Source organism: Vibrio sp. GLN_1 (assembly GCF_043106015.1).
In the GTDB taxonomy this organism is placed as follows: Bacteria; Pseudomonadota; Gammaproteobacteria; order Enterobacterales; family Vibrionaceae; genus Vibrio; species Vibrio parahaemolyticus.
Genome location: NZ_JBICMD010000036.1, coordinates 1 through 17169 on the forward strand (window position 1 = coordinate 1; position 17169 = coordinate 17169).

Sequence of the window (17169 nt, forward strand, 5' to 3'; positions counted from 1 at the left end):
TTCGACGTTTGATAATTAGATGGGGTTTGTATTAAATCCCAAGTCGGTCGTGACCCTGACTCTCAGTACAATAAAAAAGCCTCGCTAGAAATAGCGAGGCTTTTTTATTTCACCGCAAACTGGAAATGATAGAGGTTTAGAAAATCCCCGGTTGAGATCCCCTTCAAGCTAGGCGCCCTTGTTCTAATATTCAGCACACAATCACTCAATACAAGGTTTGTTCTTAAATGAATGATCTTTAGCATACAGATGTTCAATTAAAGCTTTCGAACCTACTAAAGTGACGCTTTCTAAAGCAGCAAGACTTAAACGCTGTGAGATTGAGTGACTGGCAACTGAGTTTTACTGTTGCACACCTTGCAGCTATTCAGCTTCTCTTTTCTCTGGTTAATTCAGATACAAAAAAGCCCAAGCGATGGGCTTGGGCGTTCTTACATTTAATGTGTTTGTCGAGTGTATTAGAACTCTTTCGGTGCGAAGCCAGTCATCACGTCTAGGCGTAGTTCTTTACCCATTTTAGTCATAGGGTGAACGATAACCAGGCCGCGTACGCGTTTCTTCAGTTTACCGATGTCTGCCTGTTCTGCTCTAGTGATTTCACGAGAGAATGGCATATCTAACAGGCTTTTACGTTCTTTATTTAGTTCGTATGTTTGTTTGTGCTTAAGTTGGTTAAGCTTCTTTGTTAGATCTTCAACTTCATCCGTGAATTTAGAAATCATTTCGTGATCACCACGAGAACGTGCTGCATCCAGTTTACGTTGGCAGGTATCTACGCGGTTATGCAGCTTTTGAATATCAGTTTTAATGCTCATGGTAAATAGACTCAATTTTTTAATGGTCGAGGAGTATAGCATAGCTGAAAATCTACGCTCTACTATCCTCCTCGATTCTATGTTTAGTTGATTAGTTCATTCCCTGAAACTTGGCCGGAGAAGAAGGTTTCTACGTTGTTCAATGTCACAGATGCTATGTTATTCAGCGCTTCGTGAGTTAAGAAAGCTTGATGGCCAGTGAACAGAACGTTGTGGCATGCCGATAAGCGGCGGAAAACATCATCCACGATAACGTCGTTGGATTTATCTTGGAAGAACAAGTCCTTTTCGTTGTCGTACACATCTAAACCTAGAGCGCCAATCTTGCCCTGTTTAAGTGCTTCGATAGCGGCGACAGAGTCGAGTAACTCACCGCGGCTTGTATTGATGATCATCACGCCATCTTTCATTTGAGCAAAAGCGTTTTCGTTCAATAGATGGTAGTTTTCTTCACTCATTGGACAGTGAAGAGAGATAATATCTGCATTGGCGTAAATCTCTTCAAGAGAGCAGTATCGTGCACCCATTTCTAAAGCCAGAGGATTTTCGTAAGGGTCGTAGCAAAGCAGCTCCATCCCTAAGCCTTTAAAGATTCGCATCGTGGCGATACCAATCTTGCCGGTGCCGATAACGCCAACGGTTTTGCCGAAAAAGTTGAAGCCAACTAATCCTTCTAAAGAGAAGTTGGCATCACGGGTGCGTTGATACGCTTTGTGGAGACGACGATTCAAACACATCATCAAACCGACGGTATGCTCGGCGACCGCTTCGGGAGAGTATGCAGGCACTCGCACAACTTGAAGGCCAAGCTCTTTAGCCGCTTGTTGATCGACTTTATCGAAGCCAGCACAACGCATCGCAATGAGTTTTGTTCCGCCCAAAGAAAGTTGTTTTAGAACGGGAGCAGAAAGATCATCATTGACGAAAGCGCACACCACGTCACAACCGTGCGCCATTTTTGCGGTTTTTTCGGTGAGTCGAAAGTCGTGATAGTGAAATTCGAAGTCGCGATTGTTCTTAATTTTATTAAAAGAGGCTTCGTCGTAGGATTTTGCACTAAAAAAAGCAATGTTAATCATAGTTCCCTCCCAAAAAGTATGGGTTTTATAAATAAATCTACTTATAAAGTAATGCAACTTAGGCCTAATGAATAGCGAAATCTTTGCTTAAATCTCAGTAATATCAAGATGCGATTAGCACCGTCTTTTTTACGTCTCAACGTTATAATCAGATTGCTTTGTGAGCATCATCTGACTAGCATAGCTTCTCTTTTATTTCCTTCTGACTCTTGGTTTGGGCGTTCTGGCAATGTCGATAAAATGGTGTGCTTTAATTCTGTGTGGATTGGTTACGTTCAGTACGCACGCGGCTGTCGATCTGGTTAAAGTTGATAAATCGAAACGCAGAATGTACTTGATAGAAGATGGCATCATACTAAAAGAATATCGTATTGCATTGGGTGCCAGTCCTAAAGGCCATAAGCAAGAAGAAGGCGACAACCGAACGCCAGAAGGCAGTTACACGCTCGATTACGTGATTGAGGATTCTGCGTTTTATCGCTCGGTGCACATTAGCTATCCCGATGCTATTGACACGTTAGAGGCGCACCGGAGAGGTGTCTCCCCGGGTGGGAACATTAAAATTCATGGTTTAAAGAATGGTGAGACGCAAGATCCTAGTTTTATTCAGAGTTTTGATTGGACCAACGGGTGTATTGCGCTCACCAATGAAGAAATGGATGAATTCATCCAGCTTGTCACCATGGGAACACCGATCACGATCGAGTGGTAGGACTCGTTATCCCACGGGAGCTTTGAAAGGTTACTGCATAAAACGTTTTGGATGGTCACTAAAAATGCCATCTAATTGCGGAAGGTGCTTGAGCTTATTCGGGTTGTTGACCGTGTAACACATGACCTTATAGCCCGCTTCTTGCAGCTTAATGATCTGACGCGAACGAACCCAGTTAATATTTAGGTTACAGCTGTAGGCTGCCACTTCATCTAATAATAGCCTGTCTTTTTTTGTAAAAAACTCACTTAAAACACCCAAATGATAACCTTCGCAATGCTGGTAAAGTGCTCTGATGACATCATGACTAAAGCTTGAGAGTAAAAGGTTCTCTCTAGGCATTGAACTTTCGGTAAGCACTTTTGCGAGCGTTTGTGCGACCTCATCCGCTGGATGGCGGTCTACTTTAACTTCAATATTCAGATTTAGACCTCGCTCAGTAGCCAAGCTTAATAGCTCCTCAAGAGTCATGATAGTTTCGCCTGCAAAATCTTCGCTGAACCAGCCACCAAAATCTAATTGTCTTAGTTCTTCCAACGTATGTGCATCAACTCGTCCTTTGCCATTGCTGCATCGATTTAACGTATGATCGTGGCAAACCACAAGTACGTTATCTTTTGTTGGCTGAACATCCACTTCTACCCATTTTAGGCCGAGATCAATTGCAGCTTGAACGCTGACTTTTGTATTTTCTGGGAACGAGCCGGCAACGCCGCGGTGACCAATTAACAGAGTTTCCATTTTGTTTGCCTTCTTGAATTAGATGTCCAGATTGTACTCGCTTTTGGCCGTTGATATAGAGGTGAAAGGCTTCTTCAGGGCGGTAACGTCACGATTCAACGGTGTAATTTTCATCAAACAAGCATGGTGCGGAAATGAAAGACTAGATTGGTAAGAGATTCTGAGCTACAAAATGACGTTGGACTTTTATGCTCTTGCCGCTCATTTTTAAAGAGCGACGTATCTTTCAAGAGCCGCATTTTTTCAGGGAGAGTAAGATGAAAATTGGTGTGATTGGCGCTGGCGCCGTTGGAGTTGGTGTTTGCAATTATTTGCTCACGCTAGGCAGCGTCAGTGAACTTGTTCTGTTAGACCAAAACTTAGAAAGAGCTGAAGGGGAAGTCTTCGATTTTCGTCACACAGCGGCGTTAACCTTTTCCAAAAATACCCGCATTATTCCCTCAGATGATTACCTCGATTTGTTAGGTGCCGATATTGTTGTGATAACGGCAGGTGCGCAAATTCAACAAGGACAAACACGTTTAGATATCGCAGAAATCAACGCGAAGATTGGCGTCGAGATCGCTAGAAAAATAGAGCGTGTTGCGCCAAAGGCGGTTTTGATTGTCGTGTCCAACCCTTGTGACATTGTTGCTCATTTTATTACTACCAATACAGGCTTTGAGCCAAACAAAGTGATCAGCAGCGGGTGTGTTATCGATACAGCCCGCTTGATGAGCATTGTTGCTAACCGTGTGGATCTTGACCCTAAAAACATATTTGGTTATGTACTGGGAGAGCACGGAAGCCACTGTTTCACACCAAAGAGTTTGATCTCTATTGCTGGCCAGCCTGCGGATTATTATTGCGATACACACAATATCGAGAGAATCGATGCTGATGAGTTGCTCGAAGCGGTTAAGCAAGCGGGTTACGAGATATTTCGTCGCAAACATAATACGGTGCATGGTATTGCAGCCAGCGTATTTCGAATCATTCAAGCCATCAAAATCAATGAGCGCTCTGTGTTGCCAGTTGGCACGATGATGTCGGGTCAATATGGTGTGAGTGGCGTCGTGCTAAGTCTACCGACGGTGGTCGGGAAAAAAGGTGCAGAGTCGGTTCTTACTCACCCGTTTACAGAAGAGGAGCTTGAAACATTACACTCTATCAGTATGAACTTGAGATCCATTGTTGAGAATGTCGCGCAATCGACAGGTTTGAAGTGCTGATTGTAAACAAAGAAATTCTCCGTTTTGCCTTATATAGCCTACTGTTTAGTAGGCTTTTTTGTGTCTTCCAAACAGAGAAAAGCCCCATAAACTATGGTTGTTTAATTTGCAAATGAGTAATAGAATGCGAACCATTTTTATTTAAGTGGTAATTTGGCATGTCTCGAGTTCTGATTGTTGATGATGACGTTCCTTTGTGTGAGCTTTTAGAAGTAGTTTTGCAAGATGAAGGATATACCGTCTCTTCTGTGCATTGTGGTGAAAGCGCGCTGCAGTACATGGAGAAAACGCCAGTCGATTTAGTGTTACTCGATGTGATGTTGCCAAACTTAAATGGGATGCAAGTTGCTCGTCGTATTTGCCAACGATTTGCTACACCAATTCTGATGCTTACTGCATTGAACGATGAAAACTCGATGCTGGATGGCTATCAAGCGGGTGCCGATCAATACATTGGTAAGCCATTCAACGTTGCTGAGTTGCTAATGCGCATCAAAGCGATCTTGCGTCGAGTGGGCTTGGAGCGTCAACGCCAAACCATTTGTAATACCGCCCAGAGTATCAGTGATCAGCTAACCAGCTTACCGTTGACCAGCACAGAAGCGGAGCTTTTAAGCCATTTGGTTAAGAATCAAGGCGTGGTGATCTCCAAAGCTGAGCTACAGACAGAAGTGTTGAAAAAAGAACTCAGCCCGTTTGATCGCAACCTAGATATGCACATCAGTAACATTCGCCGAAAATTGGTTGAAGCGGGCTTATCTAAACAGCACATCAAAACGTTTCGAGGCAAAGGCTACAGTTATTTAGAATCTGTGGGCGCGTGATGAAGCTGGTGTGTCCATCCTACATAGCAAAACGCAAAGACAGCCTTGCGTTTAAGCTTTTCAGTTACATGACCGCGATAGTCATCAGCATTTTGCTGGTGCAAGCGTTAGCGGAACAAGCCTTGGTGAAAGCCATGTTGAAAGTTCCAAATAGCGTCAAAATGGAAATGTTGGATCTTGCTCACCAAGCCAACGTGCTGATTGAACATGGCGACATGGATGAGTTGGCTGATTGGGCGAATGCGCAGCAGTTCTATTTGTTTGTACTGAACGAGCAACTTCAACCAGTGACGCATCGTCTCATGCATCCACATTTTGAATTTAAGCTCCAATTCAAACGCAGCATTGATGATCAATTGGAAGACAAAGTGAATCGACCAATCATCAGCATTCCATTGGTTCAGCAGCACAACTTAGTCATTCAACTGCCGCATCGCTTACATCCTGCGAATGACTTCATACTGTACTTTTCCATTATCAAAGTGGTGATTGCCGCCGTGATTTTGGCTTTGTTCTCGCTTTTAATGGCACGCAACTTACAGCAACCGTTGGACAGACTCAGAGAGGCGAGCAAGAAGCTTTCTAACGGCGATTTTAATGTCAGTGTTGTGCAGGAGCTAAAGTCCAACACGCGAGAATTTAATGAACTCGCGCAAGACTTTGACCACATGACGAAAGAGATTCACTCGCTAGCGGAGAAGCAACGTCTTTTGATTCGCGATGTGTCCCATGAACTAAGAACGCCTCTTGCTAGACAGAACTTGGTTTTGCACCTTTTGCGTAAACGAGTTGGTGAAAGCGAACAAGAATTAGTGACGCGGCTGGAAGACGAAGCCAAAGAGCTGAATCATCTAATCAGTGACATTTTGGAATTTAGTCGCCTTGAGAATGCTCGCTACGACAAAGAGACCAAGCGTAGTGATCTTGAAGTGCTACTAGCCCCACAAGTTGAGCGTTGCAAAATCGATTTGAGGGAATCACAGAGCATTGTATTTGTTTCTCGTGTGACCGAGCCGAGAGCTTACTGTGAAGATACTTTCGTGGTGCGTTGTCTGAATAATCTTGTTGGCAACGCTATCAAATACGCGGGTGAAGATGCTCGGATCGAAGTGGCTCTGACTAATCAAGAACTCAATGGGCAGGCTTATCTGGTTATGTCTGTCTCTGACGATGGACCAGGCATCCCAGAGAACAAGTTGTCCGATATTTTTAACCCGTTTACCCGCTTGGATGCCTCGCGAGACAAAAAGCTTGGTGGATACGGGCTTGGACTGGCGATTGTTAAGGAATCGATGCGAATGATGGGTGGTTCCGTCAATGCAGAGAATCGTTCTCAAGGTGGTTTAACCGTGAGTTTGGTGTTCAGACAATAACGGGTAATAATGAAGTGACCTCGATTTGTGATCTGGATCTCGTATGAGCGGTTCTTCATCAGAGAGTTCTTTACAAAACTTTGCAAATGCAAAGAATGTAAATTTAATGCAAATGGTAATACTTATCACTTATATTCACTCGCAAAATAAATAAGAGGGAATCACATTCACTGAATGTGCGACCCGAAAATAATCGGAGTGAAAGGATATGTTTACTAAGAGCCATTTGGCATTAGTGATCGGTGCGGTGCTAGCAGCGCCTGCAGTGGCAAACGTTCAAACAGATGAGCACCTAGTTGTAGAAGGTCGCGAGTTCGGCTACAAAGCTGATACCAACAGTACAGCGATGCGTATGGAAATGACGCAGCTAGAAACTCCGGGACAGGTTGCGGTCATCGATGAAACCGTCATCGATGAGCAACGCGCAAGTACACTAGGTGAAGTGTTACGTAATGACGCGAGTGTAAGCGCGGGTGGTACTAGCCGTAACCGTGAACGTTTCTCGCTACGTGGTTTTGAACTAAGTAGTTCTGATGGCTTCTTACGTGATGGTCGTCAGCACTGGTCACATTACCGTCAGCCAATTGAGCTTTTAGAGCGCGTTGAAGTGCTAAAAGGTCCATCTGGTCTACTTTATGGTAAGTCTGAGCCGGGTGGCTTAGTAAACATGGTTTCTAAGAAACCAACAACACAAACACAGGTAAGCTTGAGCCAAGATATCGGTTCAAACGAACATTCGCGTACCGTACTTGATGTAAGTGGTTCTTTAAATGACGCAGAAACGCTACGTGCTCGCGCTATTTTTGCGAAAGAAAACTACAGCTCTTGGCGTACGTATGGCGATGGCACAAAGCCGCAAACTGACCGTGTTGTGGGTGGCCTAGTTGTTGAGTATGACATCACTGAAAACATCATGGTGTCAGCGCATTATGACCGTACAAAAGACGAAGGTAGCGTAGATTCAGGTGCTTACATCGTGGACGGAAAGCCAGTTCGTGGTGATAAGTACATCTGGGACGCTCAGTGGTCAAAAATTGATAACGACGTAGAAAACTACGGTATCGATATTAATGCTCAAGTGACTGATAACGTGAATGTGAAAGCGGGTTACAACCGTCAAGACTTTAAGCGTTTTGATGTAGAGTCTTACCCTAAGTTTGACAATTATGACAAAGATGGTGTGATTCGACATAAAGGGAACGAGCGCACAGATAACTGGGTATTCGATACCGCGTACTTAGACGTAACAACCAATTTCTCTTTGTTGGGTACAGAAAATACGTTTTTGGTGGGGGCGAACTACCTCGACTACAAATACGACCGCTTTATGGCTTTCCATGCAGGAGAGGATGTAGCGGCAGGCACGACAGTTACTCGTCCTGGAACCGTACGCTCGAAAAAATCCCCAAGACGCGAGCATGACACTTGGGGGATTTACGCGCAAAACATGATGACGATTAACGATTACTGGCAAGTACTTGCGGGTGCTCGTTATGACGAAAAGCGTGAAGATTCGCTAACAGAGAACCAAGTTTCTCCAAAGTTAGGTGTGATTTTCCACCCGACATCGAATGGTTCGATTTACGTGCAATACTCTGAGAGTTTTATGCCGCAAGGTGAAGTCAGCAACGGTAGTCGTATTTACATCAATGATGGTGAGAAACTCGACGCTGAGCGTGGTATCTCTTATGAAATCGGTACGAAGTGGGAACTGTTTGATCAGCGTTTATTTGTATCAGGTGCTGTATTTGATATCACGTTAGAAAATATCTCGCTAGATGTTGAAAGTGGTAAAGATGCTAGTAATCAGCTCCTACACAAGAAAACGCAAGGTGGTGAGCAAGTTCACAAAGGTGCTGAGTTGATGGCTCAAGGTTTTGTGACTCCAGAGTTGTCGCTAACCGCTTCTGCAATGTACTTGGATGCCGAGTTGAAGAAGGCTGAAAGATTTGAAGGCAACCGCCCTGCAGATGTGCCAGAGTTCTCGGCAAGTCTATGGTCTAGCTACAAGGTTCAGGACAATACGAACCTAAACCTTGGTTTGATTTATGAAGGTGATCGCTACGGTGATGCAAAGAACACCTTCAAGAAAGATGGCTACGCTCGCATTGATATGGGCGTGTCATACAAACATAAGTACGATGAAAACTTGGACATCATCGCTCGATTCAATGTCGAAAACTTATTCGATACTGACTACCTCGCAGGTGGTGGTAGCACGAACGGTGATCAAAAAGGCGCGAGTGGCGTAGTGGTTGGAGAAGAACGAAACTACATGGCGACAATCCAGTTCAAGTACTGATAACAATTTGATTAGTAAAGGGGAAGTCCGGTCTTCCCCTTTAGTCGTTTTTAGGAAATAGCATTTAAACTCGTATGAATCTAATGAAATCAAGTATCGCTCTGTTGATCTCATCCGTTTTGATTCCTGCTCAGGCGGCGAATTTAAACGATGCACAAGCAGTGCAGAGTAAAACTAACCAAGCATCAGCGGTTAGCCAAAAACGTATTGATGCAAGCGCAGAAAAGTCTCTGACGCTGGAAGCGGAAATCGAACAGCTTCAGGAAGAAGTCAGCAACTTGAAGATTTATCGTGATCATCTTTCAAGTTTGGTCGAAAGCCAACATCAAGAAGTGAACAGTTTGAACGAGCAAATTGAGCAGATTGCTCAAACTCGTCAGGGTGTCGTGCCATTGATGTATCACATGCTTGAAGGACTCAAGCGCATAGTGGCCAGCGACAAACCTATTCGTAAAGCTCAGCGTGAAGAACGCATTGCGAAGCTTGATGATCTGATGACGCGAGCCGATGTTGCCGACGCAGAGAAATTCCGTCGAATCCTAGAAGCCTACCAAATTGAAATGGACTACGGCACCAAGCTTGGTATCTACCAAGGTAAAATTAACCTAGATGCTAACGAAAAAGTGGAAGCAGATGTCCTTTACTTGGGCCGTGTATCTTTGGTTGCGCGTAGCCTGTCTGGTGACAAATTCTGGAGTTGGTCGCAACAGCAACAAGCCTGGCAGCCTGTTGGTTCGGAACAAAAGACCGAGCTAGATAAGGCGTTTGCTATGGCAAACAAACAAATTGCACCGAGTATGTTAACTCTGCCAGTGTCACTAACGGCTGCGGAGGGCAAGTAAATGATCAAGAAATGGCTATCGGTTGCTCTTATCTCAACCGCGGCGATGATGCCTCACACAACGTTCGCGAGCGATACGTTGTTGCAAAAAGCGCAGCAAGAAAATCGTCAGCAACAAACGCACAATGCGTCACGTGAATCGGGTTTCAAGAAAACCGAACAAGAGCTGCAAGCAATTAAAAACAAGCTCGTTGCTGAACGTGCAGCCCTTCAAACCGAAGCTGATACATTAAGCGTCACGTTTAGTGAAAATGAAGCGGAACTGGCTCAGCTAGAAGAAAAATTGCGTTTAGAAACGGGCAGCCTAGGCGAACTATTTGGTGTTGTTCGTCAAAACGCGAAAGAGCTTGAGTCAGAACTGAAACACGCAGTGACAGGCGTAGATGCCAACTCATATCAAAAAGACATTGAAGCTATTGTCGCGGCGAAGTCTCTACCGACGTTGAAGCAGCTGCAAGCGATGTGGCGCAGTATGGAAGAGCAAGTTACCGCAAGTGGCGAACTGGCGAAGGTCTCTTTCACTTTGCTCGATGGAGAAGGTAAAGAACAGAAAGTCAACGGTGTTCGTCTTGGCGCAATGGCACTACTTGATGACAATGGCTATGTGAAATGGAACGGCCAGCGTGGTGACGCAGTGAACTATTTGCGTCAGCCAGAAAATGGTCCGACAGCGAGCGCATTCACCAACGGCGAATTGGATTCGTTAGTTATTGATCCATCGCGTGGCATTCTTTTAGAACAACTAGCGAACTCGCCAACGCTGAAAGATCGTCTAAATGCGGGTGGCGTAGTTGGCCAGATCATCCTTGTTCTATTAGCGATTGGTTTGATTATCGCATTGGTTCGCGGTGTGTCTCTTTTCATTGCTCGCCAAAAAATCGCGAAGCAGCTAAAGAATCCAACCAAAGCAGAAGATAACCCTCTAGGTCGCGTTCTTTCTGTTTATCAAAACGACAAACATCGAAGTGTCGAAGCATTAGAATTGCGTCTACTTGAGGCGGTGGTTGATGAGCAAACGCACCTTGAAAAAGGACTATCGATGCTCAAACTGCTTGCAGCGCTGGCACCAATGTTAGGTCTGCTAGGTACGGTAACGGGCATGATCGAAACATTCCAAGTGATCACTCAGTTTGGTAATGGCGATCCAAAAGTCATGGCGGGCGGTATTTCGATGGCGTTGGTGACAACGGTTCTCGGCTTGGTAGCCGCAATGCCACTGCTTCTGGCGCATAATGTGCTGAGTTCTCAAGCCGAGAGCATTCGCAACATTCTAGAAAAGCAGGGTATTGGCTTAGTTGCTGAACAAGCAGAGCGCGATATGTCTAACAACAAAGGCAACCGTAACACGATAGCGGAGAACGCAGCGTAATGGAGCAGATCCTACTCAACACTTTGGGTTTGATCAGTGAGGATTGGGCCAATACCTTGATGAGCTTTATGCAGCAAGGTGGCCAAATCCTATGGTGGTTGGCTGCCGTTGTAGCGGTGTGTTGGTTACTGGTTATGGAGCGAGTGGTTTACTTAACGACGGTATTTCCGAAGGTGAACAAACAGCTTCGTGAACAGTGGCTGGCACGGTCAGAGCACCACTCTTGGTATGCACATCAAATCCGCGATGGATGGATTGCAAAGGCACAAATCGAATTGCGCCAAAACCTTTCGACGATCAAGCTATTGGTGGCCATTTGTCCCATGCTTGGTTTGTTGGGTACTGTCACTGGCATGATTACCGTTTTTGACGTGATGGCCTCACAAGGCAGCAGCGATCCAAAATTGATGGCTTCGGGCATCTCTTTAGCAACGCTGCCTACTATGGCAGGTATGGTGGCAGCATTGGCGGGCATGTTTGTACATGCTCGTTTAAGCAAAGTATGTGAACGTAAAGCGATCCAATTAGAACAATCTTTAAGGAGTCAGAAGTGAGACTCGGACGCAGACCAAATCAACAAGACGAAGCTCAAGTCGATTTAACATCGATGCTTGATATTGTATTTATCATGTTGATTTTCTTTATTGTTACCAGCTCTTTCGTGCGAGAGTCTGGTGTGGAAGTGAACCGCCCCCAAGCATCGAACGTAGTCAGTCAAAAAGACGCAGGTATTTTCATCGCCATTACGGCAGCAAACGATGTATACATCGACAAACGCTTGGTCGATCTGGAACGCGTAGAAGCCTCTATTGAGCACCTATTGCTAGACCAGCCAGATGCATCGTTAGTTATTCAGGCTGATGAACACGCTTACAACGGCACCGTTGTGAAAGTGATGGATGCAGCTAAAGGTGCTGGCGTGAAGAACATTGCACTGGCAGCGGAGAAACCTTAATGGGTAGGCTGTTAATTGCGTTACCAGCGTCATTATTGATCGCCGTGAGTTTGTTTAGCTTTATGGCGTGGATGGTCGATAACGGCAATCAACGCGCACCAAAACCGTCTGAGGCAGTGCGTTTTGATATGGTCATGGTGGAAAACGATGCCGATGTGCAGCGTCGTCAACGTTCGGTACCAGAGCAGCCAGAGCCACCTCAAGCACCAGAGCCGATGGAGCTGTCTCAAGCCAATACGCAAGTTGAGCCGATGAGTCAAGTAACACCGATCAGCGCGCTTGGGTTAAACACGGCGTTAGATGGTATTGCGATTAATGCGCCAAACCTAAAGGGAACCATGGGCAATCAACAAGCGTTACCGCTGTATAAAGTTGAACCTCGTTACCCAAGTAAAGCATTAAAACGCAAGGTTGAAGGCTATGTGATCATGCGCTTTACGATTGACACGACAGGTCGTCCAAAAGACATTGAAGTGATCGATGCAGAGCCAAAGCGTATGTTTGAAAAAGAAGCCATTAGCGCGTTGAAGAAGTGGAAATACCAACCCAAAGTTGAAAATGGTGTGTCGATTGAGCAGTTCGGACAAACCGCAAAAGTGGAGTTCAAATTAGGCAAATGATGAAGAAATTCTTAATCACAACGCTGCTTAGTTTGACCGCAGCCAGTGCGATAGCTCAAGAGCTTAGCCAGTACACCGCATCTAGAGTGCAGCGTGCGCACAGCTTAGCTCAAGAAGAGAAGTTTAAAGAAGCGATCTCAACTCTCGAATCGTTAGATCTATCGCGTGGCTACGATCAAGCGTTTGTTGCTCGTATGCTCGGTATTTTTTATTGGCAGAATGAGCAAGTTAAGCCTGCTATCAAGCAACTGGATTTCGCGGTAAGCAGCGGTTTATTGCAAGACGAGCAAGCGTGGCAAACACGTAAAATGCTAGCGGATATTTTGTTGAACGAACAACAGTTTGCTAAAGCCTTGCCGCACTATTACGAGTTGAGTAAAGCCGTACCCAAAAACCAGAAAGCTCATGAAGTTTGGCTGCGCATCGCACAATCGCATTATCAGTTGAGTCAATGGAATAAAGTGTTATCAGCGATGGGACGCTACGAGAAGTTTGGTCAGCCAGATGAACTCGGTCCATTGTCGATTAAGCTTTCGTCTGAACTGGAACTCAAAAAGTGGCAGCCTGCTATTGTCACCATCAAACGTTTGATTGCAATAGAGCCTGAACGGGTGGAGTGGTGGCGTCAGCTCGTCGCTTTGCATTTACGTGTTGATGACAGCAAACGCGCACTAGATGCAATGGCTTTAGCCAAGCTACAAGGTGTCGCGCTCAGTCAAGATGATTTTAAACTGCTGGCACAGCTATATGCGAAACGTGGAATCCCGGAGCGTGCTGCTTTAATTATGGAGCAATTGGAAGACCTTAACGTCGATAGCCAGTTAAAAGCTCAGCAGGCGACCTATTGGCAGATGGCAAAAGAGTGGGATAAATCCATCGATAGTTGGCGAATTGCCGCGAAGTTGGATTCTAAATACTACTGGAACTACTCTCAACTACTTGTTCAACAAGGCCATTACCAACAAGCATTGGCTGCTTTGGATAAGGTAAAAGGTCGTAATGCTGACGTCGCGCTCATCAAAACCAGAGCCTACTACAAGTTGAATCGATTGGATGACGCATTGGCGAATGCCAAACGTGCGAATGAAATCAAACCATCGAATCAAGCCAAAAGTTGGGTGAAATACTTAACCCAACGGCGTAAAGCGGAAGCAACACAAAGCTCTTAACGCAGAACAAATGAAAAGACCCGAAGTCATTCTCGGGTCTTTTTTGTTTTTGAGCCTTGTATTACCTTGCTCTAGAAGGTGTTTATCGTTCCATCTCAACTAAACGTAAACAATGTAAATTAAATGCCAATAAGAATGATTATCACCTAAATTATGCTCCACATTTATTGGTGATGATTGTTTTCTATGTTGCTTAAAAGCAAAGGTGTTCAAACGTGGGCGCGCCGTCTACATATCTATATTTCGATGGCTCTTTTATTGGTGACGCTATTTTTTGCGCTCACTGGCATCACGCTAAATCGTCCTGAGCTGTTTGAGCGAAAAGAACCCATCATTCAACAGCACACCATCATCATCCCGCCGCAGACCTTGTTTTTGAACGGCGAAAGCTTCCAGCCAAACCGCGTTGCACTGATTGACTTTTTGACCCAAGAAGTGGCTTTACGCGGCACTCCATCTACTTTGGACGTTTACACCGAAGTGGAGCAAGGTGAATTGGTGCTTGGCGAGCTCTCTCTGGATTTCAAAGGGCCGGGTTATAACGCCACGGTTTTCGTTGATATGACCACTGGCGACGCCGATATTGAAACCACCAATTATGGTGCGATCGCACTGCTGAATGATCTGCATAAAGGTCGTAACAGTGGTGATGTTTGGAAGTGGTTTATCGACATCACTGCGCTGCTGATGGTGTTTTTCGTCCTGACCGGTGTATGCCTGTTATTGCCGAAGAAAAAGACGTTCAGAACATCACTACAGTGGATGAGCTTTGGCTCGTTGCTGTCGCTCGTCATTTATTTTGTTGCTGTGCCTTAACAGCCAGTTGTAGAGAAAAGCTTATGTTGAACACAGGCAAGTTACTTCGCCAAAACCTATTTTGCAAAGCGGCGTTGGTAGCGGCTTTAGCACCATGGCCAGTTTTGGCTGCGCCTTTACCTGATGCTGCCAAAATCGACTTTGAATTTGAATTGCCGAAGATCGATACCTCAATGTACGCCCGTCCTTACGTCGCAGTGTGGGTTGAAGATGAACAACGTCAATCCGTTAAAACCATTCAGCTTTGGGTCGGTAAGGATGAGTGGCTCAAAGACATGCGCAGCTGGTGGCGAAAAGTGGGTCGTTATGATCGCGATCTGATTGACGCTGTGACGTCTGCGACTCGCCCTGCTGGGCAGTATCGATTTGTTTGGGATGGTACTAACGACGCAGGCGAACGCCTTGAGCAAGGTGATTATACCTTACATGTTGAGGTCGTTCGTGAACACGGTGGTCGCAACTACTTGCGCCAAAAAATGACATTAGCGGACAGTGAGGTGCGCTACCAACTCAAACCAACTCAAGAGACGGGGGTCATCACCGTCAATTACCAAGTTAAGTGATAGAAGGACACAACAATGAAAACCAAAATGAAAGCAGTGGCGTTAGCAAGCGTAATGGCAATGGGATTAGCTGCAGCGACAACGGCACAAGCGCATCCTCGTTGGGTTTTGCCTTCACACTTTACCGTTTCTAAAGAAGGTGGTGATTGGCTCACGTTCGATGTGACTGCTTCTCATGGCACATTTGTATTCGATAAGCCAGCAGGTAGCGAACAAGCTTTTGTCATCATGCCGGATGGGCGCTCTGAGCGTCCGAACTTTGTAATACGCGGTAAGCGTCGTTCGATGTTCGATTTCTTCTTTGTTGAAGAGGGCACGCATAAGGTTGCGATCAACAATGAGCCGAGCTACTACACCCAGTACAAAGCAGGTCGCCGCGATACTGTGAAGTGGGTTAGAGCCAATAAAGCTGAGCGCGCTGATGTGCTACCAGAAAAAACGCGTGATGTGGTGACTCAGCTAAGCTACACCCGCGCAGAAAGCTACATCACGGTCGGTAAACCAACAGAAAAAGCGTTAGAAATTGAAGGCAAATTGCTAGAGCTAAAACCGCTGACTCACCCATCTGACATCATTGAAGGTGAAGCGGTGACGTTCCAGTTCTTCTTCGATGGCAAACCTCAACAAGGTGTGACGGCAGAGATCACGCGTGAAGGTACGTTGTATCGCAACCATCAAGAGCAAATTGACGTGGTGAGTGATAAAGACGGAAAAATTACTTTTACGCCAGACGTGGCAGGGCGCTATCTAATGAAAGCGAACTACAAAGGTGAGTTGAACAATCATCCGCTAGCTGACAAAGCCAGCGCGAATGTACACCTAACGTTTGAAACTCTACTCAACTAATCGAATTAGGCTCAGCAAGCTCTGAGCCATTTTGGAATCAACATGAACAACACTTCTATTTTTAAAGCTGCGGTGCTAATGGTTGGATTATCTTCCTTTCACGCTTCTGCTCACTTTCCTTTAATGAGTTGTCATTTATCTCAAAATAAAGTGATTTGCGAAACTGGCTACTCTGATGGCTCAACCGCGATCGATTACGATGTCGAAATGTACGACTACGAAGATAATCTCATCGCCAGAGTCAGAACAGACAAGCGTTCTATTGCCGAGTTTTCTCATCCAGAGACTGATTTCTACTTGGTTTTCGATGCCGGTCATGAAAGCCCAGTTGAAGTGGATGTGGTTGAGCTGAAAGAGAAATGATCACACAAAAAGTTCGTCCCGATAACGGCAGTCGTGAAGGGAAATGGGTGGCGCTCAGCATCGTTGGTATTCTTGCGACTGCCAGCTTTTTGATGCCTCTGCACCAAGTTGACTCCCCACATTCTGACGTGCTTTCTCATCAAGTTCGAATCACGGACTTGCACCAAGAAGAGCTCGGTTTGATTGCCGAGCTAAAACTGGCGCACGAAGAACTGCGCGATTTACACGCAGAATCCGGCAGCTGGCCAGATACGGAAGAGATGGCGTCACTGTGGATTGCGCCCTTTGTTCAAGACCAAAACTGGAAACGTAAAGGTTCGCATCAATGGCAGAGCATTGGTGACGGGATCTATCTGGGTATCAGACAGAGTGAGCAGGGAGCAGCATCAATGATTCTGGACAGTCGTCAAAGCCACGCCGACATTTGGCTAATCGATGCCCATGGTTTTGCGCCAACCCCAACATTGAGCGAAGAAAGCCATCGCCATCAACAGGGGTGGCAACAGCTAATTCTCTCTTCTCCATCTTCTGCTCATCCTTCGCACACTTAACTCAATTCAAAGAATACAT

The 17169-nt window shown here is 45.5% G+C and carries 19 protein-coding genes; 16 read left to right on the forward strand and 3 right to left on the reverse strand.

Annotation, left to right across the window (positions count from 1 at the left end; all coding sequences use genetic code 11):
• Positions 1-458: 458 nt before the first annotated feature.
• Positions 459-815 carry a YibL family ribosome-associated protein gene (locus ACF8OV_RS17830; protein WP_203504291.1) on the reverse strand — a complete coding sequence of 119 codons (357 nt, stop codon included), beginning with the start codon at positions 813-815 and terminating at the stop codon, positions 459-461.
• Positions 816-898: 83 nt separating this feature from the next.
• Positions 899-1894 carry a 2-hydroxyacid dehydrogenase gene (locus tag ACF8OV_RS17835; RefSeq protein WP_063517920.1) on the reverse strand — a complete coding sequence of 332 codons (996 nt, stop codon included), beginning with the start codon at positions 1892-1894 and terminating at the stop codon, positions 899-901.
• Between the two features lie 229 nt (positions 1895-2123).
• Between ACF8OV_RS17835 and ACF8OV_RS17840 the strand changes: the two genes are divergently transcribed.
• Positions 2124-2606 (forward strand): murein L,D-transpeptidase family protein, encoded by a 483-nt coding sequence (locus ACF8OV_RS17840; protein WP_005479613.1) that lies wholly within the window; start codon positions 2124-2126, stop codon positions 2604-2606.
• 30 nt (positions 2607-2636) lie between these two features.
• Here the strand turns inward: ACF8OV_RS17840 and ACF8OV_RS17845 are convergent, their stop codons facing one another.
• Positions 2637-3347 (reverse strand): glycerophosphodiester phosphodiesterase family protein, encoded by a 711-nt coding sequence (locus tag ACF8OV_RS17845; protein ID WP_025524848.1) that lies wholly within the window; start codon positions 3345-3347, stop codon positions 2637-2639.
• 257 nt (positions 3348-3604) lie between these two features.
• On the opposite strand from ACF8OV_RS17845, the gene ACF8OV_RS17850 reads away from it, so the two are divergent.
• The 15 genes from ACF8OV_RS17850 to ACF8OV_RS17920 all read left to right on the forward strand — a co-directional run bounded on the left by ACF8OV_RS17850 (position 3605) and on the right by ACF8OV_RS17920 (position 17150).
• Positions 3605-4558, forward strand: coding sequence for an L-lactate dehydrogenase (locus ACF8OV_RS17850; protein ID WP_005479617.1), 954 nt, complete (start codon positions 3605-3607; stop codon positions 4556-4558).
• A 158-nt stretch (positions 4559-4716) separates the two neighbouring features.
• On the forward strand, positions 4717-5382 hold the full coding sequence (locus ACF8OV_RS17855) for a response regulator transcription factor (protein ID WP_005459337.1): 666 nt from the start codon (positions 4717-4719) through the stop codon (positions 5380-5382).
• Positions 5382-6755 carry a sensor histidine kinase gene (locus tag ACF8OV_RS17860; protein WP_203504292.1) on the forward strand — a complete coding sequence of 458 codons (1374 nt, stop codon included), beginning with the start codon at positions 5382-5384 and terminating at the stop codon, positions 6753-6755. The genes ACF8OV_RS17855 and ACF8OV_RS17860 overlap by 1 nt, the downstream gene beginning before the upstream one ends.
• Before the next feature lie 208 nt (positions 6756-6963).
• Positions 6964-9057, forward strand: coding sequence for a TonB-dependent siderophore enterobactin receptor PeuA (peuA, locus tag ACF8OV_RS17865; RefSeq protein WP_024701591.1), 2094 nt, complete (start codon positions 6964-6966; stop codon positions 9055-9057).
• A gap of 74 nt (positions 9058-9131) precedes the next feature.
• Positions 9132-9899, forward strand: a complete 768-nt coding sequence (locus tag ACF8OV_RS17870; protein WP_180932465.1) for a DUF3450 domain-containing protein — start codon at positions 9132-9134, stop codon at positions 9897-9899.
• Positions 9900-11267, forward strand: a complete 1368-nt coding sequence (locus ACF8OV_RS17875) for a MotA/TolQ/ExbB proton channel family protein (protein WP_021450337.1) — start codon at positions 9900-9902, stop codon at positions 11265-11267.
• The gene (locus ACF8OV_RS17880) at positions 11267-11821 is read left to right on the forward strand and encodes a MotA/TolQ/ExbB proton channel family protein (RefSeq protein ID WP_005497833.1); all 555 of its coding nucleotides are present in this window, start codon (positions 11267-11269) and stop codon (positions 11819-11821) included. Before ACF8OV_RS17875 ends, ACF8OV_RS17880 begins: the two co-directional genes overlap by 1 nt.
• On the forward strand, positions 11818-12222 hold the full coding sequence (locus ACF8OV_RS17885) for a biopolymer transporter ExbD (protein ID WP_005459364.1): 405 nt from the start codon (positions 11818-11820) through the stop codon (positions 12220-12222). Before ACF8OV_RS17880 ends, ACF8OV_RS17885 begins: the two co-directional genes overlap by 4 nt.
• The gene (locus ACF8OV_RS17890; protein ID WP_005484262.1) at positions 12222-12842 is read left to right on the forward strand and encodes an energy transducer TonB; all 621 of its coding nucleotides are present in this window, start codon (positions 12222-12224) and stop codon (positions 12840-12842) included. The genes ACF8OV_RS17885 and ACF8OV_RS17890 overlap by 1 nt, the downstream gene beginning before the upstream one ends.
• The gene (locus tag ACF8OV_RS17895) at positions 12839-14011 is read left to right on the forward strand and encodes a tetratricopeptide repeat protein (protein WP_025635047.1); all 1173 of its coding nucleotides are present in this window, start codon (positions 12839-12841) and stop codon (positions 14009-14011) included. The genes ACF8OV_RS17890 and ACF8OV_RS17895 overlap by 4 nt, the downstream gene beginning before the upstream one ends.
• 186 nt (positions 14012-14197) lie before the next feature.
• The gene (locus tag ACF8OV_RS17900) at positions 14198-14827 is read left to right on the forward strand and encodes a PepSY-associated TM helix domain-containing protein (RefSeq protein ID WP_025817175.1); all 630 of its coding nucleotides are present in this window, start codon (positions 14198-14200) and stop codon (positions 14825-14827) included.
• Positions 14828-14850: 23 nt separating this feature from the next.
• The gene (locus tag ACF8OV_RS17905; RefSeq protein ID WP_005479631.1) at positions 14851-15390 is read left to right on the forward strand and encodes a DUF2271 domain-containing protein; all 540 of its coding nucleotides are present in this window, start codon (positions 14851-14853) and stop codon (positions 15388-15390) included.
• 15 nt (positions 15391-15405) lie between these two features.
• Complete coding sequence (locus tag ACF8OV_RS17910) at positions 15406-16236, forward strand: DUF4198 domain-containing protein (RefSeq protein WP_020841698.1); 831 nt, start codon at positions 15406-15408, stop codon at positions 16234-16236.
• Between the two features lie 42 nt (positions 16237-16278).
• Complete coding sequence (locus tag ACF8OV_RS17915) at positions 16279-16599, forward strand: hypothetical protein (protein ID WP_169609181.1); 321 nt, start codon at positions 16279-16281, stop codon at positions 16597-16599.
• A complete protein-coding gene (locus ACF8OV_RS17920) occupies positions 16596-17150 on the forward strand; it encodes a DUF6162 family protein (protein ID WP_063517928.1) in 555 nt (184 codons plus the stop codon). The genes ACF8OV_RS17915 and ACF8OV_RS17920 overlap by 4 nt, the downstream gene beginning before the upstream one ends.
• Positions 17151-17169: the final 19 nt, after the last annotated feature.

Coding starts and splice junctions, on each gene's coding strand:
- ACF8OV_RS17875 (WP_021450337.1), top strand. CDS start 9,900: ATGATCAAGAAATGGCTATCGGTTGCTCTTATCTCAACCGCGGCGATG.
- ACF8OV_RS17900 (WP_025817175.1), top strand. CDS start 14,198: ATGTTGCTTAAAAGCAAAGGTGTTCAAACGTGGGCGCGCCGTCTACAT.
- ACF8OV_RS17840 (WP_005479613.1), top strand. CDS start 2,124: ATGTCGATAAAATGGTGTGCTTTAATTCTGTGTGGATTGGTTACGTTC.
- ACF8OV_RS17850 (WP_005479617.1), top strand. CDS start 3,605: ATGAAAATTGGTGTGATTGGCGCTGGCGCCGTTGGAGTTGGTGTTTGC.
- ACF8OV_RS17895 (WP_025635047.1), top strand. CDS start 12,839: ATGATGAAGAAATTCTTAATCACAACGCTGCTTAGTTTGACCGCAGCC.
- ACF8OV_RS17870 (WP_180932465.1), top strand. CDS start 9,132: ATGAATCTAATGAAATCAAGTATCGCTCTGTTGATCTCATCCGTTTTG.
- ACF8OV_RS17835 (WP_063517920.1), bottom strand. CDS start 1,894: ATGATTAACATTGCTTTTTTTAGTGCAAAATCCTACGACGAAGCCTCT.
- peuA (WP_024701591.1), top strand. CDS start 6,964: ATGTTTACTAAGAGCCATTTGGCATTAGTGATCGGTGCGGTGCTAGCA.
- ACF8OV_RS17890 (WP_005484262.1), top strand. CDS start 12,222: ATGGGTAGGCTGTTAATTGCGTTACCAGCGTCATTATTGATCGCCGTG.
- ACF8OV_RS17855 (WP_005459337.1), top strand. CDS start 4,717: ATGTCTCGAGTTCTGATTGTTGATGATGACGTTCCTTTGTGTGAGCTT.
- ACF8OV_RS17860 (WP_203504292.1), top strand. CDS start 5,382: ATGAAGCTGGTGTGTCCATCCTACATAGCAAAACGCAAAGACAGCCTT.
- ACF8OV_RS17910 (WP_020841698.1), top strand. CDS start 15,406: ATGAAAACCAAAATGAAAGCAGTGGCGTTAGCAAGCGTAATGGCAATG.
- ACF8OV_RS17880 (WP_005497833.1), top strand. CDS start 11,267: ATGGAGCAGATCCTACTCAACACTTTGGGTTTGATCAGTGAGGATTGG.
- ACF8OV_RS17905 (WP_005479631.1), top strand. CDS start 14,851: ATGTTGAACACAGGCAAGTTACTTCGCCAAAACCTATTTTGCAAAGCG.
- ACF8OV_RS17830 (WP_203504291.1), bottom strand. CDS start 815: ATGAGCATTAAAACTGATATTCAAAAGCTGCATAACCGCGTAGATACC.
- ACF8OV_RS17845 (WP_025524848.1), bottom strand. CDS start 3,347: ATGGAAACTCTGTTAATTGGTCACCGCGGCGTTGCCGGCTCGTTCCCA.
- ACF8OV_RS17920 (WP_063517928.1), top strand. CDS start 16,596: ATGATCACACAAAAAGTTCGTCCCGATAACGGCAGTCGTGAAGGGAAA.
- ACF8OV_RS17915 (WP_169609181.1), top strand. CDS start 16,279: ATGAACAACACTTCTATTTTTAAAGCTGCGGTGCTAATGGTTGGATTA.